Genomic DNA, 22051 nt, shown 5'->3' with positions numbered 1-22051 from the left:
GCGCGCGCCGTCACCACGCGACTTCAGGCGGCGAGCGATGCTGCATCTGATCGAGGATGCCGCGAGCGAGCCCGCGCAGTATGGTGCGCTCGCGGCGCGGCTGGCGACTCAACTCGCGGAGCGGCTGACCGCGGGCGCGGGCTCGGCGGCGCGCGAGGTGAGGTTCGCGCATCTGCCCGCGCGTTTCGATACTGCGCGCTTTCCCGACGCCGTGCAGCACGTTTGCACGCAGGGCGCGCTGGTCGCGAGCGGCTTGCTCTGGCGCGACCGCGCGTGTCTTGGCGGCGTGCAGGGCGAACTCGATATCGATGAGATCGTGATGCACGCGCGGCACGGCGACGTGGTCGTGCCCGTGCATCCGGCGAACGGCGAGTTTGCGGCGTTGCGCGAGGCGTTCGCGACGCGCGCCGAACGCGAAGGCGTGGCGTTGATGCGCTACGCGGTCGCGCGCGCGTCGTCTGTTGCGTGCGTGATCGATCAGCATCAGACGCTGCACGATGCCGCCATGCAAGACCGCTTCGGCCGATGGCGCGACGCCGATGCCGATATGCAAGCGCAAGCGCCTTCGCACGTGGCGAGTGCTTCGCTTGTGATCGCGTTGATCGGCAGCGAAAGCGAGCAACGCGAGCAATATCCGGCAACCCTCGCCGCGCTCGGCGACGCCGCCGATGCGCTCGCGCTCGACATCGATGTTCGCTTCGTCGCGGCGCAATCGCTCGATGCGTCGAATGTGGCGGAGCCGTTGCGCGGCGCGCACGCCGTCTTGCTGCCGGGAGGCGCGGACATGTCGCGCGTCGCCGGGCAGATCGCGGCGGCGCGCTTCGCGTGGGCCGCGCGCGTGCCGATCGTCGGGCTCTGTCTCGGCATGCAGTCGATGGCGACGGCGCTCGCCCGCGTGGCGCTCGAACGCGACGACATCGGCATGCTCGAAGCCGAACCGCATGCGCGCGTGGCGAGCTTCGTGCCGATCCGCGAATCCAGCGATGGCGTACTCGTGCATCGCGCGGGCGTGCAGCCCATAGCGCTCGCCCACGATTCGCGGTTCGTGCATTGGCTCGCTGGCACGCAAGCGGCGATCCGCTGCAATCATCGCTATCGGCTTGAAGGTTCGCTGGAAGCGCCATTGGCGCGTGTCGGCGTGACGATTGCCGCGCGCGATGCGAGCGGCGAAATCGCCGATGCGATCGAGGCGCGCGATCATCCGTTCTTCGCGGGCATGCAGGGGCACCCGGAATTGTCGTCGCGCGAGGGCGCGGCGCATCCGTTGCTGCTTGCGTGGTTGAAGGCGGCGCGAGAGCGCTGAACGCATTTCAGTTATCGCAGGCAAAATCGGCGCGCCACGTTGGCGCGCCGTTTTCACATTCTGCGACGACTCAGCGCTTACGCGACCTGCGATGCAAGCGCCGACGCAAACAATTCGGCATCGACATTGCCGCCCGACGCGACCACCAGCACACGCTTGCCGCGCAGCGCCGACGCGGCCGGATCGGCCATCATCGCGGCGAGCGCCGTTGCGCCGCCCGGCTCCACCACCACGCGGAACGCTTCGAAACAGAACGCCATTGCGCGGCGCACGGCCTCGTCGTCGGCGACGAGCGCGCCCGTGAGGCGCGAACGGTTGATCGAGAACGGCAGTTCGGCGGGCACGGGCGCGAGCAGCGCGTCGCAGATCGACACGCGTCCGGCCGGATTCGTTTCGCGCGCGCCCGAGGCGAGCGAGCGGCGCGTGTCGTCGAAGCTCGCCGGTTCGGCGGCCCAGACTTCGGCGTGCGAGCCCGCCGCCTCGACCGCGAGACAGGTGCCCGCCGCGAGTCCGCCGCCGCCGCAGGGCACGACGATCGCATCGACTTCCGCCGCGCCCAGTCGCTCCAGCGATTCGAGCGCGACCGTGCCCTGGCCCGCGATCACATGATGATGATCGCCGGGCGGCACGACCGTGTAGCGGCCTTCGCGCGCGAGTTCAGCGGCCACTTCTTCGCGGCTTTGCCGCTCGCGGTCGTAGCGCACGATGCGCGCGCCCGCGAGCCGCGCTTTTTCGACCTTGTTTTCAGGCGCATTCGACGGCATCACGACCGTGGTCGGCAGGCCGAGCATGCGCCCGACCGTGGCGATCGCCTGGCCGTGATTGCCGGTCGAGTAGGCGACCACGCCGTCGGGACAGAGCGCGCGGTCGAGCCGCGAGAGGCAGTTATAGGCGCCGCGAAACTTGAACGCGCCCGTGTGTTGCAGCGATTCGAGCTTGACGACCACGCGCGCGCCCGTGAGCGCGTCGAGCAGATCCGACCGCACGAGCGGCGTGTCGACGGCGACGTTGTGCAGGCGCGCGGCGGCGTCGAGTACGTCGCGGGCGGCGGGGGTCTGAAAAGACAACATGTTGCGATCCTCGATGAACGCGCGGCGAACGCATGCGGTCCGCCGCGCCAGGCGATCCGGCGTGAGCCGGATCAGAAACGATGCCGCAGACCGACCGTCACGATCGCCTGCGTGCTGGTGCCGTCCACGCCATACGACGAGATCGTTGCGCGCGCGTCCTGGAGCGCGCCCGAACTCGTGCGCTGCTCGCCGCTCGCGTGCTGGAAGGCGGCGGTGGCGTAGACGTCGGTGGATTTGGAGAGCGTGTAGAACGCGCCCGTGCTCACCTGGTTGTAGCGCGCGGAGGCGTCGCCGCTCGCGTCGGTGAAGATGTAGCCGAGGCCGAAGCGCAGCGCGGGCGAGACGCGGTAGAACGCGTACACGCGGCCGGTGTTGTAGTGCTGCGTGTGCGCGAAGGTCGATTCGCCGTCGGCGGTGTAGCGCGCGTTGCTGTAGCCCGCGCCGAGCAGGAAGGCGCCGAGCTGGTACTGCGCCGCCGCCTGGGCGATGCCGAGCACGTGGGCGCTCTGGTAGGCGGTGTTGATCGAGCCGCCTTCGAAGAGGGCGTCGGTGGTGGCGCTGGTCCAGCCCGTGCGCGCGCCCGTCGACGCGTTCGCGTTGGCGGCCTGGAAGTAGCCCGCCGCGAGCTTGAGCGGGCCGTTCGCGTAGAGCGCGGCGGCGCTGAGCGTGTAGCCCTGGCCGAGCGAACCGGCCACGCCGCCGGGCGCGGCGAGCGCTTCGAACTGGAGCCCGCCGAAGTTCGGCGAGGTGTACTTCACGGCGTTCGAGACGCGCGCGCTGAAGTCGTTGTTGTCGACGTCGCCGGGCGTGGCGAAGGGCACGCTGCCGCCTGCGCCGTCGGCGGTGAGCGGCTGCACGAGATCGACGATCGGATCGTACATGCGGCCCGCGACGAGCGAGCCCCAACGGTCGCCCGAAAGCCCCACGAACGATTGACGGCCGAATTCGCGGCTGCCTTGCAGCGACTTGCCGGTGCCGATCGCGAAGCCGGATTCGAGCTGGAAGATCGCCTTCATCCCGCCGCCGAGATCCTCGCTGCCCTTGAGACCCCAGCGATTGCCCGAGAGGCCGCCGCTCAGCAGGCTGAAGCGGTTGCCGTTGTTCGTCTTGAGATAGCTGATGCCCGCATCGACGATGCCGTAGAGCGTGATGCTGCTTTGCGCGTGTGCGCTGCCGATGCTGGCGCCGGCGAGTACCGCGCCGGTGAGTGCGAGTCGTGCTTTCATGAGGTTCATCTGTTGTACGAAATAATTGTGATTGAGGTCGTGAGCGAGAAGCGTGCGGCGGATAAAAGCGAGAGATGCGATAAAGCGAACGTCGTGGTGTCAGGGCGAGCAGGCGCGAGCGCGCCCGCCGGAGCGGCGAGGCCGCCCCGGAACCGTCAACGCAAACCAGCGAAACGAAACAGAAAGGAGACGCAGCGCGCGCGAGGCGCGTCGGTCAGTCGGCCTTCGCGACGTTGCTCGCGCCGTCGAAAATCGACACGGAAGCAGGCAGCTTCCACTTCGCGATCAACTGGCGATAGGTGCCTTGCGCGACCACTTTCGCGAGCGCGTCCTTGAGCGCGCCCGCCATCGCCGTGTTGCCCTTCGCGACGGCGAAGCCGATCGTGGTGGTCTGTTCGAATTCGGGGCCGACGGCCTTGTACGTGTCGGGCACTTCGGCGAGCAATTGCACGGTGCCGGGCGTGGAGTTGTAGATCGCGTCGGCGCGGCCCTGGCGCAGGCTCAGCGCGGCGTCCTGCGCGGTCGGGAGCGTCATGACGTTCGGCGCGGTCTTGCCTTCCGCCGTGCAGCGTTTGGCGTCGGCGCGCGCGTAGGTTTCCTCGATGCCGCCGAGCGTGACGGCCACGTTCTTGCCGCACAGCGAGTCGTCGCGGCCCGTGATCTTCGCGGGATTGCTCTGCTGCACGATGATGCGGTCGCCCACGCGCAGATAGGGCACGAAATCGACCTGCGCGCTGCGGGCCGGCGTGATGTACATCGCCGAATTGATCAGGTCGATGCGGCCGCCTTGCAGCGCCGGAATCAGGCCGCTGAACTGCATGTTCTGCGGCGCGGGTTCGAGCTTCATCTCCTTGGCGACGGCTTGCGCGAGGTCGATGTCGAAGCCGGTCAGCGCGCCGCTGCGCGTGAATTCGAACGGCGCGAAGGTGGCCGCGACGCCGTAGGTCAGCTTGCCCGAATCGAGCGTTTTGACAGCGTCGGCCGCCGAGGCGGCGGGCGCGGCGAGCGCGCAGCACAGCGCGGCGGAGGCCACGAGGGCCGGAAGAACGGGAACGGCGCGGACAGCGGAAAGGGCGGAAAAAGAGGAAAAGGGCAAGCGTGCGTTCATGGCGGGTCCTGTTGGCGGGAATCGTGTTTTGCTTGAGTTGTACAAATTTATACAAACGTGAAAAATGCACGTCAAGCGAGAATTTAAAAACCCGTCCTCGTGTGGCCTTGAAATCACATGAATTTTTTATGCGCGGCGCGCGCGGCTGTTTGTATTTTTATCGCACAGTTGTACATAGCGGGCCGCAGAAAAGAACAATCGCGTGCAGGCGCACATAAACCGCGCCGCTTACTGCGCGAGCGTGTTGGCCAGCGCGGCGAGCAGATTCGGACGCTCGGGATCGGCGTCGGCGAGCAGCACGATCTCGCGCTCGTAGGCCGCGCCCGGCAGCGCGATCACGCGGCAATCGCCCGCGAAACGCTCGATGCCCGACCAGCGCGGCACGAGCCCGACGCCCATGCCGTCCGCGACCAGCATCGCGATGGCTTCGAGCGCGTCGAGGTCGCAGAGCACGGCCGGTTCCGTGCCCTGATCGGCGAGCCAGCGCGTGGCGAAGCGGCCGCCCCACGCGTTCGGGTCGTAGCGGATATAGGGCCGCTCGGCCAGCAGCGTGAGCGGCGTGCCGCGCGCTTTCTTGGGCGCGAGCATGACGAGTGGTTCGCGGCGCAGCGCGGTGGCGCGCAGCGTTTTCGGCAAGTCGAACGGCGGCGCGACCGTGATGGCCGCATCGATCTGGCCCGCCTGCAACTGCTGGAACAGGCTCTGCGAGGTGCCGGGCGCAATCGCGAGCCGGGCCTTCGGCGCGTCGCGCGTGAGCGCGCGCAGCGCGGCGGGCAGCATGCCGGTGAGCGCCGTGGAAATCGCACCGACCCGCAGCGTGCCGCTCAGGCCGTCGCGGTCGGCGTCGCCGCCGAGCAGGGCCGCGTCGCGCACCAGACGGCGCGCGCGCGGCAGCAGCGCGAGACACGCGGGCGTGGGCTGCGCCGTGTGACCGCGCCGCGACAGCAGCGCAAAGCCGAGTTCGCGTTCGAGCGCCTGCACGCGCTGGCCCATCGCGGCCGCCGTGACGTGCTCGGTGCGCGCCGCGTCGGCGATCGACCCGCAATCGACGATGGCGATCAGGCTCTTGAGATAGCGCGTTTCCAAAAGTTTTCCTTTCGATGCATAAAAAAATCCATGCTATCTCTTTTGAAGTCGCGCTGCTACGCTCGCTTCCATTCTTCCGCTGCTTTCGTCCCGCTTCCGTCCCGCTTCCTTCTGCTACTGGAACGCTCATGCACACCGCTTTTCACCTCGCTTACCACGTCCGCGATCTCGACGCCTCGCGCGCCTTCTACGGCGATCTGCTCGGCTGCCAGGAAGGCCGCAGCACCGACACGTGGGTCGATTTCGACTTCTTCGGCCATCAGATCTCGCTGCATCTGGGCGAGCCGTTTCCGGTCACGAACACGGGGCGCGTCGGCGACCGCTGGGTGCCGATGCCGCATCTCGGCCTCGTGATGGACATGCCTGACTGGCGCGCGCTGGCCGACCGCCTGAGCGCGAGCGGACTCGAATTCGTGATCGAGCCGACGATGCGTTTCGAAGGCCAGCCCGGCGAGCAGGCCACGATGTTCTTTCTCGATCCGTGCGGCAATCCCATCGAGGTGAAGGGCTTCGCGAATCTCGGCAAGGTGTACGCGAAATGAGGCGCGTGCTGCCGTTCATCACGCATCCCGATTACGCGTTCACGGCGCAGTGGCGGGCCGCGTTGCAGGCGGCGATGCCGCAGGAAACGCTCGTCGCGCTCGACGACATGAGCGAGGCCGAGCGCGCGCAATGCACGGTCGCGATCGTCGCGAATCCGCGTCCCGAGGACTTGCGTCGGCTGCCGAATCTGCGCTGGGTGCATAGCGTGTGGGCGGGCGTCGAGCGCCTCGTCGCCGATCTCGCCGACATGCAGTTGCAGATCGTGCGCCTCGTCGATCCGCAACTCGCGGACACGATGGCCGAAGCCGTGCTCGCGTGGACCTACTATCTGCATCGCGACATGCCGCGCTACGCGGCGCAGCAGGCGGCGCGCACGTGGCGCGCGCAGGATTACGTGCGGGCGCAGGACAAGACGGTGTCGCTATTGGGCTTGGGCGCGCTGGGCGAGGCGGCGGCGCGGCGTCTGCTCGCGGCGGGTTTCAAGGTGCGCGGCTGGAGCCGCACGCGCAAGGCGATCGACGGCGTGCAGTGTCATGCGGGCGAGGACGAACTGGCGGCGATGCTCGGGGAGACCGATATCCTCGTGTGCCTGCTGCCGCTCACGCCGCAGACGGCGGGGATCGTCGATGCGAAACGGCTGGCGCAATTGCCCGCACACGCGTCGCTGATCAACTTCGCGCGCGGCCCGATCGTCGACGATACGGCCTTGCGCGCGGCGCTCGATCGCGAGGCGCTCACGCATGCGGTGCTCGATGTGTTCGCCACCGAACCTCTGCCCGCCCAGAGCTGGCACTGGGCGCATCCGCGCGTGACGGTGCTGCCGCATATTTCCGCGCCGACCGACCGCTCGACGGCCTCGCGCATCGTGGCGGCCAATATCGCGGCGTATCGTGAAAGCGGGGCGATTCCGCCTTGCGTGGATGCGGCGCGCGGGTATTGAACGCTAACTGAGCGTTAACTGAGCGTTCGCTGAACGTTCGCGCAATGCGCAGCGGGCCGGTCGAGCTTGATGCTTCGACCGGCCCGCTGTGTTTGCGTTGTTCTTTTACGCGCGCTGCGCCTTGTCCATCGGCACGATCACGCGCACCCACAAACCGCCTTCCGGGTGATCGCCGATCTTGAGCTTCGCGTTGCACAGGCGCGCGAGGCGGCGCACGATCGACATGCCCATGCCCCAGTGCTTGCCGAGGCCGAGACTCGCGGCGCGCGCGGCGAGCGACGGTGCGGCCAGCGCGCCCTCGTCGGGCAGATTCGCGCCGACGCCCGTGCCGTGATCGCGCACGCTCAAGGTCCACGAGCGCGGGCCGCGCGCCGTGCAGATTTCGACCGGCGGCGCGCCGTGCGCGAGCGCGTTGCCCACGAGGTTATCGACGAGACGCACGAGCGCCGTGCGCGGCAATTCGAACGCGTCGCCCGCTTCGAGATGCAGCACGATGCGCGCATCGCTGGCGTTCGCGCCGTAGATGAAGCGGTCCTTCAAATAGGCTTCGACGCCCACGGGCGCATGATTCGCGCCGCCGCCCGCCGTATCGGCGAACTGGCGCGCGAGGTCCTGAAAGAGATCGATGTCCTCGACGAGCGCGACGCGCAGATTCCAGCGCGCGCCATTCATCGCATAGGCGCGCAGCCGCGCCGCGTGCGTTTCGATCTGGCGCAGAAACGCGGGGAAGGTCGTCGAGCGATCCTGAGCCGCGCCGCTGCGGCGGCACAGCAGATCGCCGAGCGCGCGGGCCAGGCCGTGCAGTTCGCGCAGGCTGTCGAACGCGGGCGGGGCCGAAGGCGCGGACGCCGATGAAGTCGTGGAAGTTGCGGACGCCGCGCAGCACGTCGACGCGCGCAAGGCCGCCGTCAATTCGCGCAGATCGTCGCGGATGCGGCGCAGCCACCAGGCGCGCAGCGCGAACAGAAACGCGCCGACGGCCAGCGCGAGCGCGGCGAAGCGCGCGGCGAAGTCCGCGTTGAGGCGCGCGTCGATCGAGCGCGCGAACGCCTGCATGCACGAGAGGGCCGTGGTGCAATGCGCGGTTGCGTCGCGGCTGGCTGCGGCGAGGGCGGCGTCGGCTTCCCACACGGCGTCGCGCAGACGCGGCTTCACGCTCGCGCGCAAATCGACGATATGCGGACGGATCGACACGCGCGGCGCGATGCCCGTGGATTCGGCGGAGGCGGAAAGATCGGCGCCGAGGTCGTCCTGCCAGGCGGAGGACGCGCTGTACGCGTGATCGAAGGCGGCGTCGCCGGACATGAACGGCGCGCCCGCATCGAACTGGCGCAAGCCGACCTGCACCAGCATCAGCGACGCAATCGATAGCAGCACGATCCGAACGAACACGGCGGTCACCCCTTTTTTATTGACATCGAACTTCGGGTCGACGCGGTGAGGCGCCCCCTGAAGTAGCCGCTTTTTGGGCTATGACGGGTATTGTCCGCGATGCGCGATGATTTAAATCCGACGAAAAGCGCGGTAATTCGGGTCGTTTTCGATGTCGAGGTGCGCGGATTGACGCGTTCGTGAGGTTCCGGCGAGGCGATTGAACGGCCATCGTAAGCTGACCGTCAGCCGCTTGTTCGTCTTGATCGTCTTGATCGCGTCGATCGTCCGTTATCCGCCCGCGATCAGCTTGCGCCGTGCGGCCTTCACGCGCGCGAGCCGCGCGTCGTCCCAGTCGTAGAAGCCCGCGCCGCTGCGCACGCCCACGCGCCCGGCGGCCACCTGCTCGCGCAGCACGTCGATCACGCCTTCGTCCTTGGCGAGTTCGGGCATCAGATGCGAGGAGATATCGACGAAGGTGTCGAGCCCGCCCATGTCCGCGCCCTCGAAGGGGCCGACGATGCCCCAGCGCCGACCCAGCGACGCCTTCATCACGCGGTCGACCACCTCGGGGCTCGCCGCGCCCGAACGCACGATATTGAGCGCCTCGCGCAGCACCGCGAATTGCAGGCGGTTGCCGACGAAGCCGGGAATCGACTTCGCGAGCACGACCGGTTCCATGCCGATGGCGCTCATCAGCGACTCGGTGCGCGCCGTGACGTCGGCGAGCGTGGCGCTGCCGGGCACCACTTCGACGAGCGGGATCATGTGCGGCGGATTCCAGAAATGCGCGATCACGAAGCGCTCGGGCGCGGGCAGCGCGCTCGCGAGCAGATCGGGCTCGAAGCCGCTGGTGTTGCTCGCGAGGATCGCCTCGGGCGCGAGCACCGCGCCGAGCCGCGCGTAAAGCGCGTGCTTGAGTTCGAGCACTTCGGGCACGGCCTCGAAGACGAATTGCGCCTGCGCCATGACGTCGAGCGATGCGCTCGTTTCAATGCGAGAGAGGGCGGCGGCGCGCTGCGTGGCGTCGATGCGGCCCGCGTCGATCAGTTCGTCGAGCACGGCTTCGGCCTTCGCCGTCACGCCCGCGAGGCGCGCGGGATCGACATCGTGGACGATGGTGCGAAGGCCGTGCAGCGCGCATTGCGTCGCGATGCCCACGCCCATCAGGCCCGAGCCGACCACGCCCGCTGTTGTTACCGCTGCCTGCTGTGAAGCCACTGATGCTGCCACTGCCTGGTTCATGCCAATCGCCCTCCGGGCCTGAAATGCCGAATCAAATGCCGAATGATGTGTACGAATCATGTGCCGAGCCGGCAAGGGTACAGGATTCTTTCGCCTAGACTGGTTCAGTCGCTCCACGGTTGCGCGAGCCTCGCGCTCATGCGCGCCCGGCCTGCCATGTTTTTTGCTTCGAGCGATGTCTGCCGCCTTCATCCATGTTCCATGTCGAGGGGGAAAATCACGTGAGTCCGCAACAACATGATTTGCAGTGTCCGTGCTGTAGCGGCGCCTGGCCGCGCCGCCGTTTTCTCGCCGCCGCTGCGGCGTGGGCCGCCATGCCCGCGCTCGCGCACGCGCAAAGCAGCGCCGCGAACGTGCCGTCGATTGCCTATGAGTCCGTGCCCGATCCGGTGCGCCTGCCCGTCGATCAATACTTCGGCGAATGCTCGGGCGTGGCCGTCAACTCGCACGGCCACGTGTTCGTGCTCTCGCGCGGCAACACCAGCGGCCCGGCCTATGGCGCGGCCGCCGCGCAACTGTTCGAGTTCGCGCCGGACGGACGCTTCGTGCGCGAGATCGGCCAGCATCTCTATGCGTGGTCGTTCGCGCACACGGTCAAGATCGACCGTCACGACCATATCTGGGTCACCGATAAAGGCTCGGACATGGTGATCAAGTTCACGCCGCAAGGACGCGTGGAGATGGTGTTCGGCCGCAAGCAGGAAGCCGCCGACGAGGAGACCGCGCCGCTCAAGCATCCGAATCCGCCGCTGCCCGCCGAGCCGGGGCGTTTCCGCCAGGTCACCGACGTCGCCTGGGACAGCGACGACAACGCCTATATCAGCGACGGCTATATCAACTCGCGCGTCGCGAAGGTGGACAAGGACGGCAACTGGCTGAAGTCGTGGGGCGATCGCGGCACGGGACCGGGGCAGTTCCATACGCCGCACAGCATCGCCGTCGATGCGCAGAATCGCGTCTACGTGGCGGACCGCAGCAACCGGCGCATTCAGGTCTTCGATACCGACGGCCGGTTCCTGCGCCAGTTCACCATCGACGTGCCGGTGCCGCCGGGCGCGCGTCCCGCGATCGGCAATATTCCCGACGAAGCGGCGCTGGCCGCGGGCACCTTCGCGCCGGGCTCGCCGTGGGCGATCTGCATTTCGCCGGGGCCGAATCCCGTGCTCTATAGCGCCGATGCGTGGCCGGGCCGCATCTACAAGCTCACGCTCGACGGGCAACTGCTCGGCGTGCTCGGGCAGTCGGGCAAGCAGCTCAAGCAGTTCGGCTGGATTCACCAGATGGCGTGTCCCGCCGAGAACGTGCTTTACGTGGCCGAGCTGCTGAACTGGCGCGTGCAGAAGCTGGTTCTGCACGCGTGAGGGCGAAAGGCGCCTGGGCGTGTGTCAGCGCCACGACGCCATCGACTCGAACACGCCGTCGCGGCGCACCAGCGCATGCAGGAGCGCCGCCGCGAGATGCAGCAGGATCAGCGCGAAGAAGCACAGCGCGAGAAAGCGATGCGCGTTCCAGAGCGCCGAATGCAGCGCGTTGCTGTGCGGCAGGAACGCGGGCAGGCGCACGCCGAAGATCATCACCGGATAATCGGCGGCCGAAAGCATGCCCCAGCCGATCAACGGCAGCGCGATCATCAGCGCGTAGAGCACGACGTGCGAGAGACGGGCGGCGAGCTTCATCGGTTCGGGCATGGCGGCGGGCAGCGGCGGCGCGCCGCGCACGAGCCGCAGCACGAGGCGGATCAGCGCGAGCACGAGAATCGCGATGCCGAGCGGCTTGTGGATCGAGACGAGCGTGAGGTAGTCGGGGCGCACCGTCGACACCATGCCCACGCCGATAAACAGCATCGCGAGGATGCAGATCGCCATGAGCCAGTGCAGGGCGCGCTGTGCGGGACTGAAGCGGTCGTGTGCGGCGGTCATGGCGCGACTCCTTGCGCGCTGCCGCGCGGGTAGTCCTTGTCTTCGGCGGTGCGGCGGTTGAACGACACCGAGTAGGCCGCCGAGCGCGCGGCCGGGAACGGATCGTCCGAGACGTGCATGCCCGAGGGCAGCACCGTCGGGTCGAAGTTGAGGTCGCGGCAGGGGCCGTCCGCTTCGGGCTCGATGGCGGTCACGATGAGCGTGCCCGCGTCCACGGTGCGCCGGTCGGCGGGCCACGCCTGGCTCGGATCGGCGGTCGGATCGCCGGGATTGGCGACCGTGATGCGCAGCGTCCAGCGTTGCGGCGCGGCCTTCACGCGCTCGACGATATCGGTTTCGAGGAAGTTGGGCGCGAGCTGTCCGGCGTCGGCGGCGGACAGCGTTTGCGGCGCCGCTGCGGGCACGAAGGACCAGCGCACGGCATGCGACTCGCCCGCCTCGTTCGTGAAGATGAAGCTGTTCAGGCTGTTGTAGCGGTCCTGCGCGAACGACGCGGTCAGCGGCGTCTTCGATGCCCACGCGCCGAAGGCCGCGAACTCGGGATGGGCGGCGATGAAGTGCTTCATCGCGTCGGGATCGCTCTTGTTGCCCGCCGCGCCGAGCAGTTCATAGAACGCCTGCGGCGTGGCGACGGCGAAGAAGGGCGCGTCGATCATCGCCGAGCGCCACTCGCTGCGGCCGGGCGTGCCGATGCGCAAGCCGAGGCCGCGCACGTGAACGCTCGGGTCGGGCGCGTGCGGATCGGCGGTCGCGAGGTTGAAGCGGCCCGTCGCGGCGAAGGTGCCGGCGGCGAGCATCGGCGCGCTCGACAGTTGCGCGCCCGCGCCGTTCGATTCGAAGCGCCCCGTGAAGCAGATGCCCTTGGCGTGATTGCGGCGGAATCCGAGCGCGGGGCCGCCTGGCGGCGCGAAGCGGTCGACCAGCTTCGCGGGCGTGAGCCGATGCGGCGACAGCCAGCCGGCCGTCCACGCGAACGCGGCGGCCAGCGCCAGCACCACGACGGCGATCAGCGCCAGCGCGCCGAGGGGAGGCGGATTCGAGGGTGGGGTGGAGTTATTGCCAGCCATTGCACGGTCTCCTTAGCTGAGCGTTCGTGCAATCTAGCAGGTGACAAAAAAACGTGGGCGTCCGCTGTCGCGCGTGATGAAGCCCTTTTTATGCGTGCATCGCGTATCACCCTGATACGCAATCCAGAATAGACAGCCTCCCGCAGCGGTCCCAAGATGGCGCGATCTTCTTCCGCCGTCCGCCATCCGAGTCACTGCCATGAGCATGAGCCCCGTGAAAAACGAAACGATCGACGCAACGATCGAACTCCGTGTCCACGATGTCGACCTCCGTCTCCCGACGATCTCGCGCACCGGCACGGGCGCGCCGATCGTGTTCCTGCACGGTTTCGGCTCGACCAAGGAGGATTACGCGGATGTCGCGCGGCTCGCGGCGTTTGCGGGGCGGCCGTTCGTGGCCTGGGACGCGCCGGGCTGCGGAGCCAGCGCGTGCAGCGATCTTTCGTCAGTCGATATTCCGCTGCTGGTCGATACGGCGCGCGCCGTGCTCGCGCGTCACGGCATCGAGCGCTTCCATCTTGTCGGTCATTCGATGGGCGGCCTCACCGCGCTCATGCTCGCCGACGCCGAGCCGCACCGCGTGCTGAGCTTCGTCGATATCGAAGGCAACGTCGCGCCGGAAGACTGCTTTCTGAGCCGCCAGATCTACACGCATCCGGGCGACGACCCGCACGCGTTCTTCGCCGATTTCATCGAGCGAGCGCGCCAGTCGCCGGAATATTCGAGTTCGCTTTACGCCGCGAGTCTGAAGCACAAGGTGCGCGCGGAGGCGGTGCGCGGCATCTTCACGTCGATGGTCGAACTCTCCGATCACGGCGGCCTGATGGCGCGCTTCCTCGGTCTGCCGTGCAGGACGATGTTCATGCTCGGCGAGCAGAACGCGCACCTTTCCTATCTGCCGCAGCTGGAGGCGGCGGGCGTGACGCTGGCGCGCATCGCGCGCTCCGGCCACTTCCCGATGTATTCGAACCCCGTGCAGATGTGGGACGAGATCGCCGCGTTCATCGGCGCGGATTGAGCGCCCACGCGCGGCCGTTCAGCCGCGTGAACTCTTGCGCGTGCCCACGCCACGCGCCCATTCGACCACGGCGTCCACCATCGGATGATGCCGCCTGGCGTTCCACGCGAGCGCCGCCGTCACCACCATCACGCGCTCCTTGAGCGGGCGGAACACCACGTTCTCCGAGGCGAGCTTGCGCATCGACGCGGGCACGAGCGCCACGCCTTGCCCGCAGCCGACATAGGCGATCTGCGACGTCACCGAACGCACTTCGTGCATCACGCGCGGGCTGAAACCGTTCGAGCGGCAAATCGCGGTCAGCAGATCGAAGTAGGCCGGACTCACCTGACGCGACGACATCACGAGCGGCTCGCCCGCGAGCGAGCGCAGACGCACGCGCGCCTGATCCGCGAGCGCATGTCCGCGCGGCACCGCGACGGCGAGCCGGTCCTCGGCCAGCGGCAGGCTCTCGATACCTTGACCGACCGGGCCGTCGAGCCGCACGAAGGCCACGTCGAGTTCGCCGTTTTCGAGCGCGGGAATCGCCTCCGCGCTGTCGATCTCGCGCACGAACACGCTCAGATGCGGATAGTCGCGCCTGAGTGCGCCTTGCAGCGCGGGCACCGTATCCAGCATCGCCGACGTGATCGCGCCGATCTGCAACACGCCCGACTGCCCCGACGCCACTTCGCGCACCGCGCGCTCCAGCCGCTCGACCTGATCGGCGAACTGGCGCACGGCGGGCAGGATGGCCGCGCCCGCCGGGCTCAGCTGCGTGCCGCGCCGCGAACGCTCGAACAAGGTCATTTTCAGCGACTGTTCCAGCACCTTGATCTGCTCGGTCAAGGGCGGCTGCGACATGTTCAGCCGCTGCGCCGCGCGGCCGAAATGCTTTTCTTCGGCGACGGCCAGAAACATCCAGAGCTGGCGGATCAGCCGGAAATCGATCGTGCTCATGCGTTGCCTCTCGTGGTTCCGCGTTCATCGACAGGCCGGCAATAGACCACGTTCGCGTGGCGCCGGCTAATTCGACAAACGTATCACAGCCATACCGGATCGCGAATTTACAGATCAACACCACGACGCGACGATGGCGGCATTGCTCCCAACGATGAACCTCGCCATGAAGCCAAACAGCACGCTCGACCGCCTCGCCTCGCTCGATTCCAACACGGTTTCCGACGCGCTCGATTTTCTCGAACAGCCCGGCGCGACATTCGGTCTGCGTCCGCTGTGGGACTGCCCGAAGATCGTGGGCCGCGCGAGCACCATTCAACTGGGCCCGAAAACCGACGCCGCGCCCACCGTGCATCTGATCACGCCGGTCGTCGACGCCATCCGCACCGACGACCGCGTGCTGGTGATCGGCGGTGGCCTGCCGGGCATTTCGTGCTGGGGCGACATTCTCGCGAATGCGGCCGTCGCGAAGCGCATTCGCGGCTCGATCATCGACGGCGTGAGCCGCGATATCGAAGGCAGCGAGGCCGTCGGCTATCCGGTGTTCGGGCGCGGCGTGACGATGATCAGCGCGCGCAATCGCGTGGTGCAGATCGCGTCCGGCACGCCGGTGGAGATCGCGGGCGTGACCGTCCACGAGGACGACTACGTGATCGCCGACCGCTGCGGCACGGTGTTCGTGCCCGCCGCGCACATCGACGCCGTGCTCGATCTCGGCGAGCGCATCGCGCGCCGCCAGGACGGCATGGTTGCCGCCGTGCGCGCGGGTCGCTCGGTCGCGGACGTCATGCACGACAAGGAATTCGAAGCCATTCGCGCTCGCTGAATCACACACACCCAGGATCGCAAACCATGAAAAATCCCCGCGAAGCCCGCGCCGAAGACCAGGCGCTGGTCGCCCTGTTCGACGGTCTCGACACGCCCGGCGTCTCCGACGCCATGGACAAGCTCGGCCTGCACGGCCAGGCGCTCGGCATTGCGCCGCTCGCCGACTACGCGAAGCCGGTCGTCGGCCCCGCGTTCACGGTCAAGTACGTGCCCGCCACGGTGCCCGCGGGAACCGTGGGCGATTTCATCGACGATGTGGCCGAGGGCGATGTCGTCGTGATCGACAACGACGGCCGCACCGATTGCACCGTGTGGGGCGACATCCTCACGCAGTACGCTGGCTTGCGCGGCATCGCGGGCACGGTGATCGACGGCGTGTGCCGCGACGTCAACAAGGCGCTCGGCGACGGCTATCCGCTGTTCACGGCGGGCCGCTTCATGCGCACCGGCAAGGACCGCGTGCAGGTGGAGGCGGTGAACGCCACGGTCTCGGTCGGCACCGCGCGCGTGGCGTCGCGCGATATCGTGATCGCCGATGCCAACGGCGTGGTCGTGGTGCCGCGCGAGCGCGCGCGTGAAGTCGCGGACACCGCGCGGCAGATCGAAGCCGTCGAGAGCCGTATCCGCGAACGCATCGCGCAAGGCGCGACGATACGCGAAGCGCGCGCCGAACTCGGCTATCACACCCTGCAACGGAAGGCATGATGACGAACGCCAGCACGCCATACGATCACGCCGCGCTCGAACAGGCGCGGCGGCTCGGCACGTCGACGCTCTACGAGGCGTCGGGTATCGCGACCGCGTCGGTCGATCCCGCGATCCGCACGGTCTGGACGGGCGCAGCGGTGGCGGGCGCCGCGTATCCGCTCGAATGCGCGCCGGGCGACAACCTCGCCATCCACATCGCGATGGAGCGCGCGCCGCGCGGCTGCGTGCTCGTGGTGTCGGCGGCGGGCTTCGTCGCAGGCTATTGGGGCGAAGTGCTCACGGTCGCGGCGCAGGCGGCGGGCGTGGCCGGGCTCGTGATCGACGGCGGCGTGCGCGATATCGCGGCGCTCGCGGCGCGGCGCTTTCCGGTGTTCGCGCGCGGCATCTCGGTGCGCGGCACGCGCAAGGACAGCGCGCCTTCGGTCGGCTTGCCGATGCATCTCGCGGGCACGCCGGTCGCGCCAGGCGATCTCGTCGTCGCCGACGACGATGGCGTGATCGTGATACCCGCCGCCCACGCGGCAGCGACGCTCGCGAACGGCCAGGCGCGCGCCGACAAGGAAGCGCACATGATGGCCGCGCTCGCGCAAGGCGCGACCACGCTCGATCTGCTCGGGCTCACGCAATGGAGACAAGCCTGATGCAAGCCATCAACGCCACGCTGAACCGCTTTCTGGCCGAGGCGAAACCATCGGCCACCTATCGCGTGATGGATCGCGTGGCCGCGCGCCGCGCCGAGGGCAAGAGCATCGTTTCGCTGAGCGCGGGCGAGCCCGATTTCGACACGCCCGCGCCTATCCGCGAGGCGGGCGTGACGGCGATCCGCTGCGGGCAGACGCGCTATACGCAGGTCGCCGGTTTGCGCGCGCTGCGCGAAGCCGTGGCCGACAAGTTCCGGCGCGAGAACGGGATCGATTATGACTGGCGGCAGACGCTCGTCTGCACGGGCGGCAAGCAGGTGATCTTCAATGCGCTCGCCGCGACGCTCAACGAAGGCGACGAAGTGATCGTGCCCGCGCCGTATTGGGTGAGCTACCCGGAGATGGTGCAAGTGTGCGGCGGCCGGCCGGTGATCGTCGAATGCGGCGTGCAAAGCGGCTTCAAACTCACGCCCGCGCAATTCGATCAGGCCATCGGCCCGCGCACGCGCTGGGTGATACTCAACTCGCCGTCGAACCCGACCGGCGCGGTGTACAGCCGCGCGGAACTGCAGGCGCTGGCCGGGGTGCTGCTCGCGCATCCGCACGTGATGGTGCTATCGGACGATATCTATGAGCACCTGATTTTCGACGGCCAACCGTTCTTCACGATGGCGCAGGTCGAACCGCGCCTGCGCGAACGCGTGCTGACGATGAACGGCGTGTCGAAGGCGTATGCGATGACGGGCTGGCGGATTGGTTTCGGCGCGGGACCCGAATGGCTGATCGATGCGATGGAGAAGTTGCAGGGCCAGCAGACCTCGGGCGCATCGACGATTTCGCAATATGCGGCGCTTGCCGCGCTCACGGGCACGCAGGATTTCGTCCGCGAATCGCGCACGGTGTTTCAGCGCCGACGCGATCTGCTGGTCGAGCGTTTGAATCGCACACGCGGGTTGCGCTGCGAGGTGCCGCAAGGCGCGTTTTATGCGTTCGCGTCGTGCGAGGCGTTGATCGGCAAGACGACGGCTGGCGGAAGGCCTCTCGCCTCGGATGAGGACGTGGTGAATGCGCTGCTGGACGAAGCGGGCGTGGCCGCCGTGCACGGCAGCGCGTTCGGGCTCGGGCCGTATATCCGCATCGCGTATGCGCTCGACGATGCCATGCTCACGCGCGCGTGCGATGCGATCGAGCGGTTCTGCGATTCGCTTTCGCCATGAAGGAAAGCGGGGCGTGCGGCGAAGCATCGCGCACGTCCCCATGCCACGTTAGAAAATCACGTAGATCTTGCGCAGCGTTTCATCGATTTGCCAAAGACCTTCCGTATTGGCTTCGAAGAACATCGTGTCGCCGCCCTTGAAATGCAGGGTTGTTTCGCCATCGGGCGTGAAGCTGCCCGAGCCCGAAAGAAAATGCATGACTTCCGCTTCTTTCACCGAACGCCGGTACGTACCGGGCGAGCATTCGAACACGCCGGTATCGACGGCTTCCGCGCCGGGAATCACCACCTGACGGCCCGTGACGCGCGCGGGCTCCGTGCCGGGCAGGCCGGCCGTGCCCCAATCTTCGAGTTCCGCGACCTGCGCGGCTTGCTGGATCTGCTGAACTTTCACTGAATGAATTCCTGTTGACGTGAAGTGTGATCGAGACGTTGTTCGATGCGGCCGAGCCGCACGACGGTCACGCCGGGCCGCAACTGGCGCAGCGAAGGCATGACGAGCATGCAGTCATCGTAAGGCGTGCGAACCGGTTCGCCGTTCGACCAGCCGATGATCGTGCCCGCCGTATCGAAGGTTTCGAGGCCCGTATAAGGCCCCGCGAAACGAAAATCCATGCTGCTCGCCACCACCGGTTCGGTCACGCGCACGACGGTCATCTGTGCGGCCAGCGGCATGAGCCAGCCATCGGGCAGATCGCTCGCGTCGATCACGCCCGCGTGCAGCAGAAAGCGCGCGGTGCTGTCGCGCGCGACATCGACGGCGCGCTTTTCCCAATGCTGTCCGCACTCGATCAGCAGCGCGTTCTTCGCGCTGAGCGGATCGCCGAAGCCTTCGTAATCGCGCATGCGGCGGCCTTCGGGATGGCCTTCGTCGCAGATCACGGTGGCGGGCACGCCGAGTTGCGCGGCCAGCGCGATGCCCTTGTCGAGCGGACCGGCGACGATCAGCGGCGCGCTCTTTTCGTGCATCGAATGCAGATCGAGCAGCAGATCGACGCTGTCGATCACCGGGCGCATGGCGCGCGCGCGATCGAGTTCGGACGAGCGGCGCGCGGTGTCGTCGAGCGTGGCGGCGGTCCAGACGCGGTTGAAGTCCTGATCGACGAATCGCGCCTTGTCGGGCTGCGCGGGATCGAAGCTCGCGTAGGCGTCGACGTTGGCGAACGCCAGCGTGAGACGGCCACGGCGCGGGCGTAGCTGCGCGCGCAACAACGCATCGACGACGATCGCGCCGCACACTTCGTTGCCGTGCGTGAGCGCGTTCACCATCACATGCGGGCCGGGCGCGCCGGAGTCGAACGTATGCACGTAGGCGATGCCGGCGTTGCCTTCGGCGTGCGCGGCGATGTCGGGGAACGCGACTTCGATCGGATAGGCGTCCATGCTCATGCGAGACCTCCCTGGCAGAGATATTTGATCGACAGATAATCGTCGAGACCGTATTTCGAGCCTTCGCGGCCATAGCCCGATTCCTTCACGCCGCCGAACGGCGCGGCCTCGGACGCCAGCGCGCCTTCGTTGATGCCGACGATGCCCGCTTCGAGCGCGCCGCTCACACGTTCGATGCGGCGCAGGTCCTGGCTGTAGAAGTAAGCGGCGAGACCGAACGGCGTGTCGTTGGCGGATTGAATTGCTTCGCTTTCCTGATCGAATGCGAACAGCGGCACGACCGGACCAAAGGTTTCCTCGCCGCACAGCGCCATCGCGTGCGTGGCGTGGCCGAGCACGGTGGGCGCGTAGTAGTGCGGGCCGAGCGCATCGAGGCGCTTGCCGCCCACGAGCACGCTCGCGCCGTATTCGACGGCGTCGTCTACGTGACGCGCGATCTTGTCGACGGCGCGCGCGTTGATCATCGGCCCGATCTGCGAAGCCGGATCGCTTGCCGGTCCCACGCGCAATTCGGCGACGCGCGCGCACAGCCGCGCGGCGAACGCGTCGTAGACGCCGCGCTGCACGTAGACGCGGTTCGGGCACACGCAGGTCTGGCCGCCGTTGCGGAACTTGGCGGCGAGCAGGCCTTCCACGGCGGCGTCGAGATCGGCGTCGTCGAACACGATGAAGGGCGCGTTGCCGCCGAGTTCGAGCGAGAGCTTCTTGAGCGTGCCCGCCGATTCGCGCGCGAGATGCTTGCCCACGGGCGTCGAACCGGTGAAGGTGATCTTGCGCACGCGCGAGTCGGCGAGCCAGGCGTCGACGGTGTTCGGCGTCTCGGCGCGCGAAGCCGTCACGAGATTGAGCACGCCGGGCGGCACGCCCGCGTCGTGTGCGAGTTGCACGAGCGCGAGCGCGGTGAGCGGCGTATCTTCCGCAGGCTTGCCGACCACGGTGCAGCCGGCGGCGAGCGCGGGCGCGATCTTGCGGGCGATCATCGCGAGCGGGAAATTCCATGGCGTGATCGCGGCGACCACGCCCACGGGTTCTTTCACCGCGCTCATGCGTTTGCCGCGCTGCTGCATGGGAATCACGTCGCCATAGATGCGCGTGGCTTCGTCGGCGAACCACGCGACATACGACGCGCCATAAGCGACTTCGCCGCGTGCTTCGGCGAGCGGCTTGCCTTGTTCGAGCGAGATCAGCGCGGCGAGCGCCGCTTCGTTCGCGACGATGGCGGCGTGCCAGCGGCGCAGGATCGCGGCGCGCTCTTTCGGCAGCGTCGCGCGCCACGCGGGGAAGGCGAGCGAGGCGGCGTCGGCGGCTGCGCGCGCGTCGGCGGCGCTGCTTTGCGCGACCTCGGCAATCGTGCGGCCCGTGGCGGGATCGGTGACGGCGAAACGCTCGCCGTCTTGCGCGGCCAGCCATTGGCCGCCGATGAAATTGTCCGTGCGAATCAACGCGCGGGCGGACGCTTCGAGATCGAGACTCATGCGCGTGTTTCCGTTTTTAAAATACTTAGGATGCCTAGTAACCTAGCTGGCGATCGATCAGGCCGATCATCGGCTCGCCCGCGCGCAGGCGGCGCAGGTTGTCGAGCAGGCTGTCCACGGCCGTGTCGGGCCGCGTGGCGCTGGCGATATGCGGCGTGATGCGCACGCGCGGCTGGGTCCAGAGCGGATGTTCGGGCGGCAGCGGTTCGGGGTCGGTCACGTCGAGGACGGCGTTGCGCAACTGGCCGCGCGCGAGCGCATCGAGCAGATCGTCGGCGATCAGTTGCGGACCGCGCCCCACATGCACGAGCGACGCACCGGCGGGGAGCGCGTCGAACACGCGGCGCGAGAGCAGGCCGCGCGTGGCCGCGGTGAGCGGCAGCAGGCAGACGAGCACGTCGGTGCGCGCGAGAAACGCGTCGAATTCGTCCGCGCCCGCGTAGCAGCGCACGCCGTCGAGCGTATGCGCGGAGCGGCTCCAGCCCGCGCAATCGAAACCGAACAGCCGCAGCCGTTCGAGCACGGCCACGCCGAGCATGCCGAGACCGAGCACGCCCACACGGCGCTCGCGCGCAGGCGTGAGCGGCAGCGGTTTCCATTCACGCGCGCGCTGCGCGAGTGCGTAATCGAACAGATCGCGGTGAATCGCCAGCACGGCTTCGGTCACGTATTCGACCATGCCTTCGACGATGCCCGGCTCGATCATGCGCACGACCGGCAGATGCGCGGGCACGCTCGCGAGATCGAGTTGATCGACGCCCGCGCCCACCGAAAACACCGCTTCGAGATTGGGCAGCGTGCGCGCGAGATCGCCGGGATTCCACGCGACCAGATAGCGGATCGCAGCCGGATCGCCGATGTCGGGCCAGACGCGAAACGGCAAGTCGGGCGCACGCTGCGCGAACAGCGCCGCCCACTGCGCGCCGCGCACCGGATCGGCCTTGTAGAGCACCGTCATG

At 67.9% G+C, this 22051-nt stretch carries 22 protein-coding genes; 9 read left to right on the top strand and 13 right to left on the bottom strand.

Features of this window, described 5'->3' with window-relative positions; all coding sequences use genetic code 11:
* Positions 1-37 precede the first annotated feature (37 nt).
* Positions 38-1303 (top strand): glutamine amidotransferase-related protein, encoded by a 1266-nt coding sequence (locus LDO54_RS24750; RefSeq protein ID WP_224013306.1) that lies wholly within the window; start codon positions 38-40, stop codon positions 1301-1303.
* A 77-nt stretch (positions 1304-1380) separates the two neighbouring features.
* Here the strand turns inward: LDO54_RS24750 and LDO54_RS24745 are convergent, their stop codons facing one another.
* The 4 genes from LDO54_RS24745 to LDO54_RS24730 all read right to left on the bottom strand — a co-directional run bounded on the left by LDO54_RS24745 (position 1381) and on the right by LDO54_RS24730 (position 5793).
* A complete protein-coding gene (locus LDO54_RS24745) occupies positions 1381-2373 on the bottom strand; it encodes a threonine ammonia-lyase (RefSeq protein WP_224013305.1) in 993 nt (330 codons plus the stop codon).
* Between the two features lie 71 nt (positions 2374-2444).
* Entirely contained in the window at positions 2445-3608 is a 1164-nt protein-coding gene (locus LDO54_RS24740) for a porin (RefSeq protein ID WP_436975674.1), read from the bottom strand.
* A gap of 205 nt (positions 3609-3813) precedes the next feature.
* Positions 3814-4707, bottom strand: coding sequence for an ABC transporter substrate-binding protein (locus LDO54_RS24735; RefSeq protein ID WP_224013303.1), 894 nt, complete (start codon positions 4705-4707; stop codon positions 3814-3816).
* A gap of 228 nt (positions 4708-4935) precedes the next feature.
* Positions 4936-5793 carry a LysR family transcriptional regulator gene (locus LDO54_RS24730; RefSeq protein ID WP_224013302.1) on the bottom strand — a complete coding sequence of 286 codons (858 nt, stop codon included), beginning with the start codon at positions 5791-5793 and terminating at the stop codon, positions 4936-4938.
* 128 nt (positions 5794-5921) lie between these two features.
* On the opposite strand from LDO54_RS24730, the gene LDO54_RS24725 reads away from it, so the two are divergent.
* Positions 5922-6335: a VOC family protein gene (locus LDO54_RS24725; protein WP_224013301.1), complete on the top strand. Its 414-nt coding sequence runs from the start codon at positions 5922-5924 to the stop codon at positions 6333-6335.
* The gene (locus tag LDO54_RS24720; RefSeq protein ID WP_224013300.1) at positions 6332-7276 is read left to right on the top strand and encodes a 2-hydroxyacid dehydrogenase; all 945 of its coding nucleotides are present in this window, start codon (positions 6332-6334) and stop codon (positions 7274-7276) included. Before LDO54_RS24725 ends, LDO54_RS24720 begins: the two co-directional genes overlap by 4 nt.
* Before the next feature lie 105 nt (positions 7277-7381).
* Here the strand turns inward: LDO54_RS24720 and LDO54_RS24715 are convergent, their stop codons facing one another.
* Complete coding sequence (locus LDO54_RS24715; RefSeq protein ID WP_224013299.1) at positions 7382-8668, bottom strand: ATP-binding protein; 1287 nt, start codon at positions 8666-8668, stop codon at positions 7382-7384.
* A 270-nt stretch (positions 8669-8938) separates the two neighbouring features.
* The gene (locus LDO54_RS24710; protein ID WP_224013298.1) at positions 8939-9892 is read right to left on the bottom strand and encodes a 3-hydroxyacyl-CoA dehydrogenase family protein; all 954 of its coding nucleotides are present in this window, start codon (positions 9890-9892) and stop codon (positions 8939-8941) included.
* Positions 9893-10206: 314 nt separating this feature from the next.
* On the opposite strand from LDO54_RS24710, the gene LDO54_RS24705 reads away from it, so the two are divergent.
* The gene (locus LDO54_RS24705) at positions 10207-11253 is read left to right on the top strand and encodes a peptidyl-alpha-hydroxyglycine alpha-amidating lyase family protein (protein WP_356791572.1); all 1047 of its coding nucleotides are present in this window, start codon (positions 10207-10209) and stop codon (positions 11251-11253) included.
* A gap of 24 nt (positions 11254-11277) precedes the next feature.
* Here LDO54_RS24705 and LDO54_RS24700 read toward each other — a convergent pair whose 3' ends face one another.
* Together LDO54_RS24700 and LDO54_RS24695 are read right to left on the bottom strand one after the other, a co-directional pair.
* Positions 11278-11811 carry a cytochrome b gene (locus tag LDO54_RS24700; RefSeq protein WP_224013296.1) on the bottom strand — a complete coding sequence of 178 codons (534 nt, stop codon included), beginning with the start codon at positions 11809-11811 and terminating at the stop codon, positions 11278-11280.
* Positions 11808-12878, bottom strand: a complete 1071-nt coding sequence (locus LDO54_RS24695) for a catalase family peroxidase (protein ID WP_224013295.1) — start codon at positions 12876-12878, stop codon at positions 11808-11810. The genes LDO54_RS24700 and LDO54_RS24695 overlap by 4 nt, the downstream gene beginning before the upstream one ends.
* Before the next feature lie 199 nt (positions 12879-13077).
* Here LDO54_RS24695 and LDO54_RS24690 point away from each other — a divergent pair, with 199 nt between their 5' ends.
* Entirely contained in the window at positions 13078-13896 is an 819-nt protein-coding gene (locus LDO54_RS24690; protein ID WP_224013294.1) for an alpha/beta fold hydrolase, read from the top strand.
* Positions 13897-13914: 18 nt separating this feature from the next.
* Here the strand turns inward: LDO54_RS24690 and LDO54_RS24685 are convergent, their stop codons facing one another.
* On the bottom strand, positions 13915-14835 hold the full coding sequence (locus LDO54_RS24685) for a LysR substrate-binding domain-containing protein (RefSeq protein ID WP_224013293.1): 921 nt from the start codon (positions 14833-14835) through the stop codon (positions 13915-13917).
* Positions 14836-15001: 166 nt separating this feature from the next.
* On the opposite strand from LDO54_RS24685, the gene LDO54_RS24680 reads away from it, so the two are divergent.
* The 4 genes from LDO54_RS24680 to LDO54_RS24665 are packed head-to-tail and all read left to right on the top strand — an operon-like array spanning position 15002 to position 18229.
* Positions 15002-15661: an RraA family protein gene (locus tag LDO54_RS24680; RefSeq protein WP_224013292.1), complete on the top strand. Its 660-nt coding sequence runs from the start codon at positions 15002-15004 to the stop codon at positions 15659-15661.
* 26 nt (positions 15662-15687) lie between these two features.
* Positions 15688-16368, top strand: a complete 681-nt coding sequence (locus tag LDO54_RS24675; protein ID WP_224013291.1) for an RraA family protein — start codon at positions 15688-15690, stop codon at positions 16366-16368.
* Entirely contained in the window at positions 16365-17012 is a 648-nt protein-coding gene (locus tag LDO54_RS24670) for an RraA family protein (RefSeq protein WP_224013290.1), read from the top strand. Before LDO54_RS24675 ends, LDO54_RS24670 begins: the two co-directional genes overlap by 4 nt.
* Positions 17012-18229 carry a pyridoxal phosphate-dependent aminotransferase gene (locus tag LDO54_RS24665; RefSeq protein WP_224013289.1) on the top strand — a complete coding sequence of 406 codons (1218 nt, stop codon included), beginning with the start codon at positions 17012-17014 and terminating at the stop codon, positions 18227-18229. The genes LDO54_RS24670 and LDO54_RS24665 overlap by 1 nt, the downstream gene beginning before the upstream one ends.
* A gap of 48 nt (positions 18230-18277) precedes the next feature.
* Here the strand turns inward: LDO54_RS24665 and LDO54_RS24660 are convergent, their stop codons facing one another.
* Genes LDO54_RS24660 through LDO54_RS24645 form a run of 4 tightly spaced genes read right to left on the bottom strand, consistent with a single transcriptional unit; the run spans position 18278 to position 22050 of the window.
* Complete coding sequence (locus LDO54_RS24660) at positions 18278-18622, bottom strand: cupin domain-containing protein (protein WP_224013288.1); 345 nt, start codon at positions 18620-18622, stop codon at positions 18278-18280.
* Positions 18619-19611 (bottom strand): M14 family metallopeptidase, encoded by a 993-nt coding sequence (locus LDO54_RS24655; protein WP_224013576.1) that lies wholly within the window; start codon positions 19609-19611, stop codon positions 18619-18621. Before LDO54_RS24655 ends, LDO54_RS24660 begins: the two co-directional genes overlap by 4 nt.
* 2 nt (positions 19612-19613) lie before the next feature.
* Positions 19614-21092, bottom strand: coding sequence for an NAD-dependent succinate-semialdehyde dehydrogenase (locus tag LDO54_RS24650; RefSeq protein ID WP_224013287.1), 1479 nt, complete (start codon positions 21090-21092; stop codon positions 19614-19616).
* 34 nt (positions 21093-21126) lie between these two features.
* The gene (locus tag LDO54_RS24645; RefSeq protein WP_224013286.1) at positions 21127-22050 is read right to left on the bottom strand and encodes a 2-hydroxyacid dehydrogenase; all 924 of its coding nucleotides are present in this window, start codon (positions 22048-22050) and stop codon (positions 21127-21129) included.
* Position 22051 lies beyond the last annotated feature (1 nt).

The sequence above is a fragment of the Paraburkholderia tropica genome (assembly GCF_914484835.1).
GTDB lineage: Bacteria > Pseudomonadota > Gammaproteobacteria > Burkholderiales > Burkholderiaceae > Paraburkholderia > Paraburkholderia tropica_A.
This window is presented reverse-complemented; position numbering and strand designations above follow the sequence as displayed.

Bases quoted from the DNA above. Each gene is read 5' to 3' on its own strand.
- LDO54_RS24750 (WP_224013306.1), top strand. From the start codon at position 38: ATGCTGCATCTGATCGAGGATGCCGCGAGCGAGCCCGCGCAGTATGGT.
- LDO54_RS24745 (WP_224013305.1), bottom strand. From the start codon at position 2,373: ATGTTGTCTTTTCAGACCCCCGCCGCCCGCGACGTACTCGACGCCGCC.
- LDO54_RS24740 (WP_436975674.1), bottom strand. From the start codon at position 3,608: ATGAACCTCATGAAAGCACGACTCGCACTCACCGGCGCGGTACTCGCC.
- LDO54_RS24735 (WP_224013303.1), bottom strand. From the start codon at position 4,707: ATGAACGCACGCTTGCCCTTTTCCTCTTTTTCCGCCCTTTCCGCTGTC.
- LDO54_RS24725 (WP_224013301.1), top strand. From the start codon at position 5,922: ATGCACACCGCTTTTCACCTCGCTTACCACGTCCGCGATCTCGACGCC.
- LDO54_RS24720 (WP_224013300.1), top strand. From the start codon at position 6,332: ATGAGGCGCGTGCTGCCGTTCATCACGCATCCCGATTACGCGTTCACG.
- LDO54_RS24710 (WP_224013298.1), bottom strand. From the start codon at position 9,892: ATGAACCAGGCAGTGGCAGCATCAGTGGCTTCACAGCAGGCAGCGGTA.
- LDO54_RS24705 (WP_356791572.1), top strand. From the start codon at position 10,207: ATGCCCGCGCTCGCGCACGCGCAAAGCAGCGCCGCGAACGTGCCGTCG.
- LDO54_RS24700 (WP_224013296.1), bottom strand. From the start codon at position 11,811: ATGACCGCCGCACACGACCGCTTCAGTCCCGCACAGCGCGCCCTGCAC.
- LDO54_RS24695 (WP_224013295.1), bottom strand. From the start codon at position 12,878: ATGGCTGGCAATAACTCCACCCCACCCTCGAATCCGCCTCCCCTCGGC.
- LDO54_RS24690 (WP_224013294.1), top strand. From the start codon at position 13,078: ATGAGCATGAGCCCCGTGAAAAACGAAACGATCGACGCAACGATCGAA.
- LDO54_RS24685 (WP_224013293.1), bottom strand. From the start codon at position 14,835: ATGAGCACGATCGATTTCCGGCTGATCCGCCAGCTCTGGATGTTTCTG.
- LDO54_RS24680 (WP_224013292.1), top strand. From the start codon at position 15,002: ATGAAGCCAAACAGCACGCTCGACCGCCTCGCCTCGCTCGATTCCAAC.
- LDO54_RS24675 (WP_224013291.1), top strand. From the start codon at position 15,688: ATGAAAAATCCCCGCGAAGCCCGCGCCGAAGACCAGGCGCTGGTCGCC.
- LDO54_RS24670 (WP_224013290.1), top strand. From the start codon at position 16,365: ATGATGACGAACGCCAGCACGCCATACGATCACGCCGCGCTCGAACAG.
- LDO54_RS24665 (WP_224013289.1), top strand. From the start codon at position 17,012: ATGCAAGCCATCAACGCCACGCTGAACCGCTTTCTGGCCGAGGCGAAA.
- LDO54_RS24655 (WP_224013576.1), bottom strand. From the start codon at position 19,611: ATGGACGCCTATCCGATCGAAGTCGCGTTCCCCGACATCGCCGCGCAC.
- LDO54_RS24650 (WP_224013287.1), bottom strand. From the start codon at position 21,092: ATGAGTCTCGATCTCGAAGCGTCCGCCCGCGCGTTGATTCGCACGGAC.
- LDO54_RS24645 (WP_224013286.1), bottom strand. From the start codon at position 22,050: ATGACGGTGCTCTACAAGGCCGATCCGGTGCGCGGCGCGCAGTGGGCG.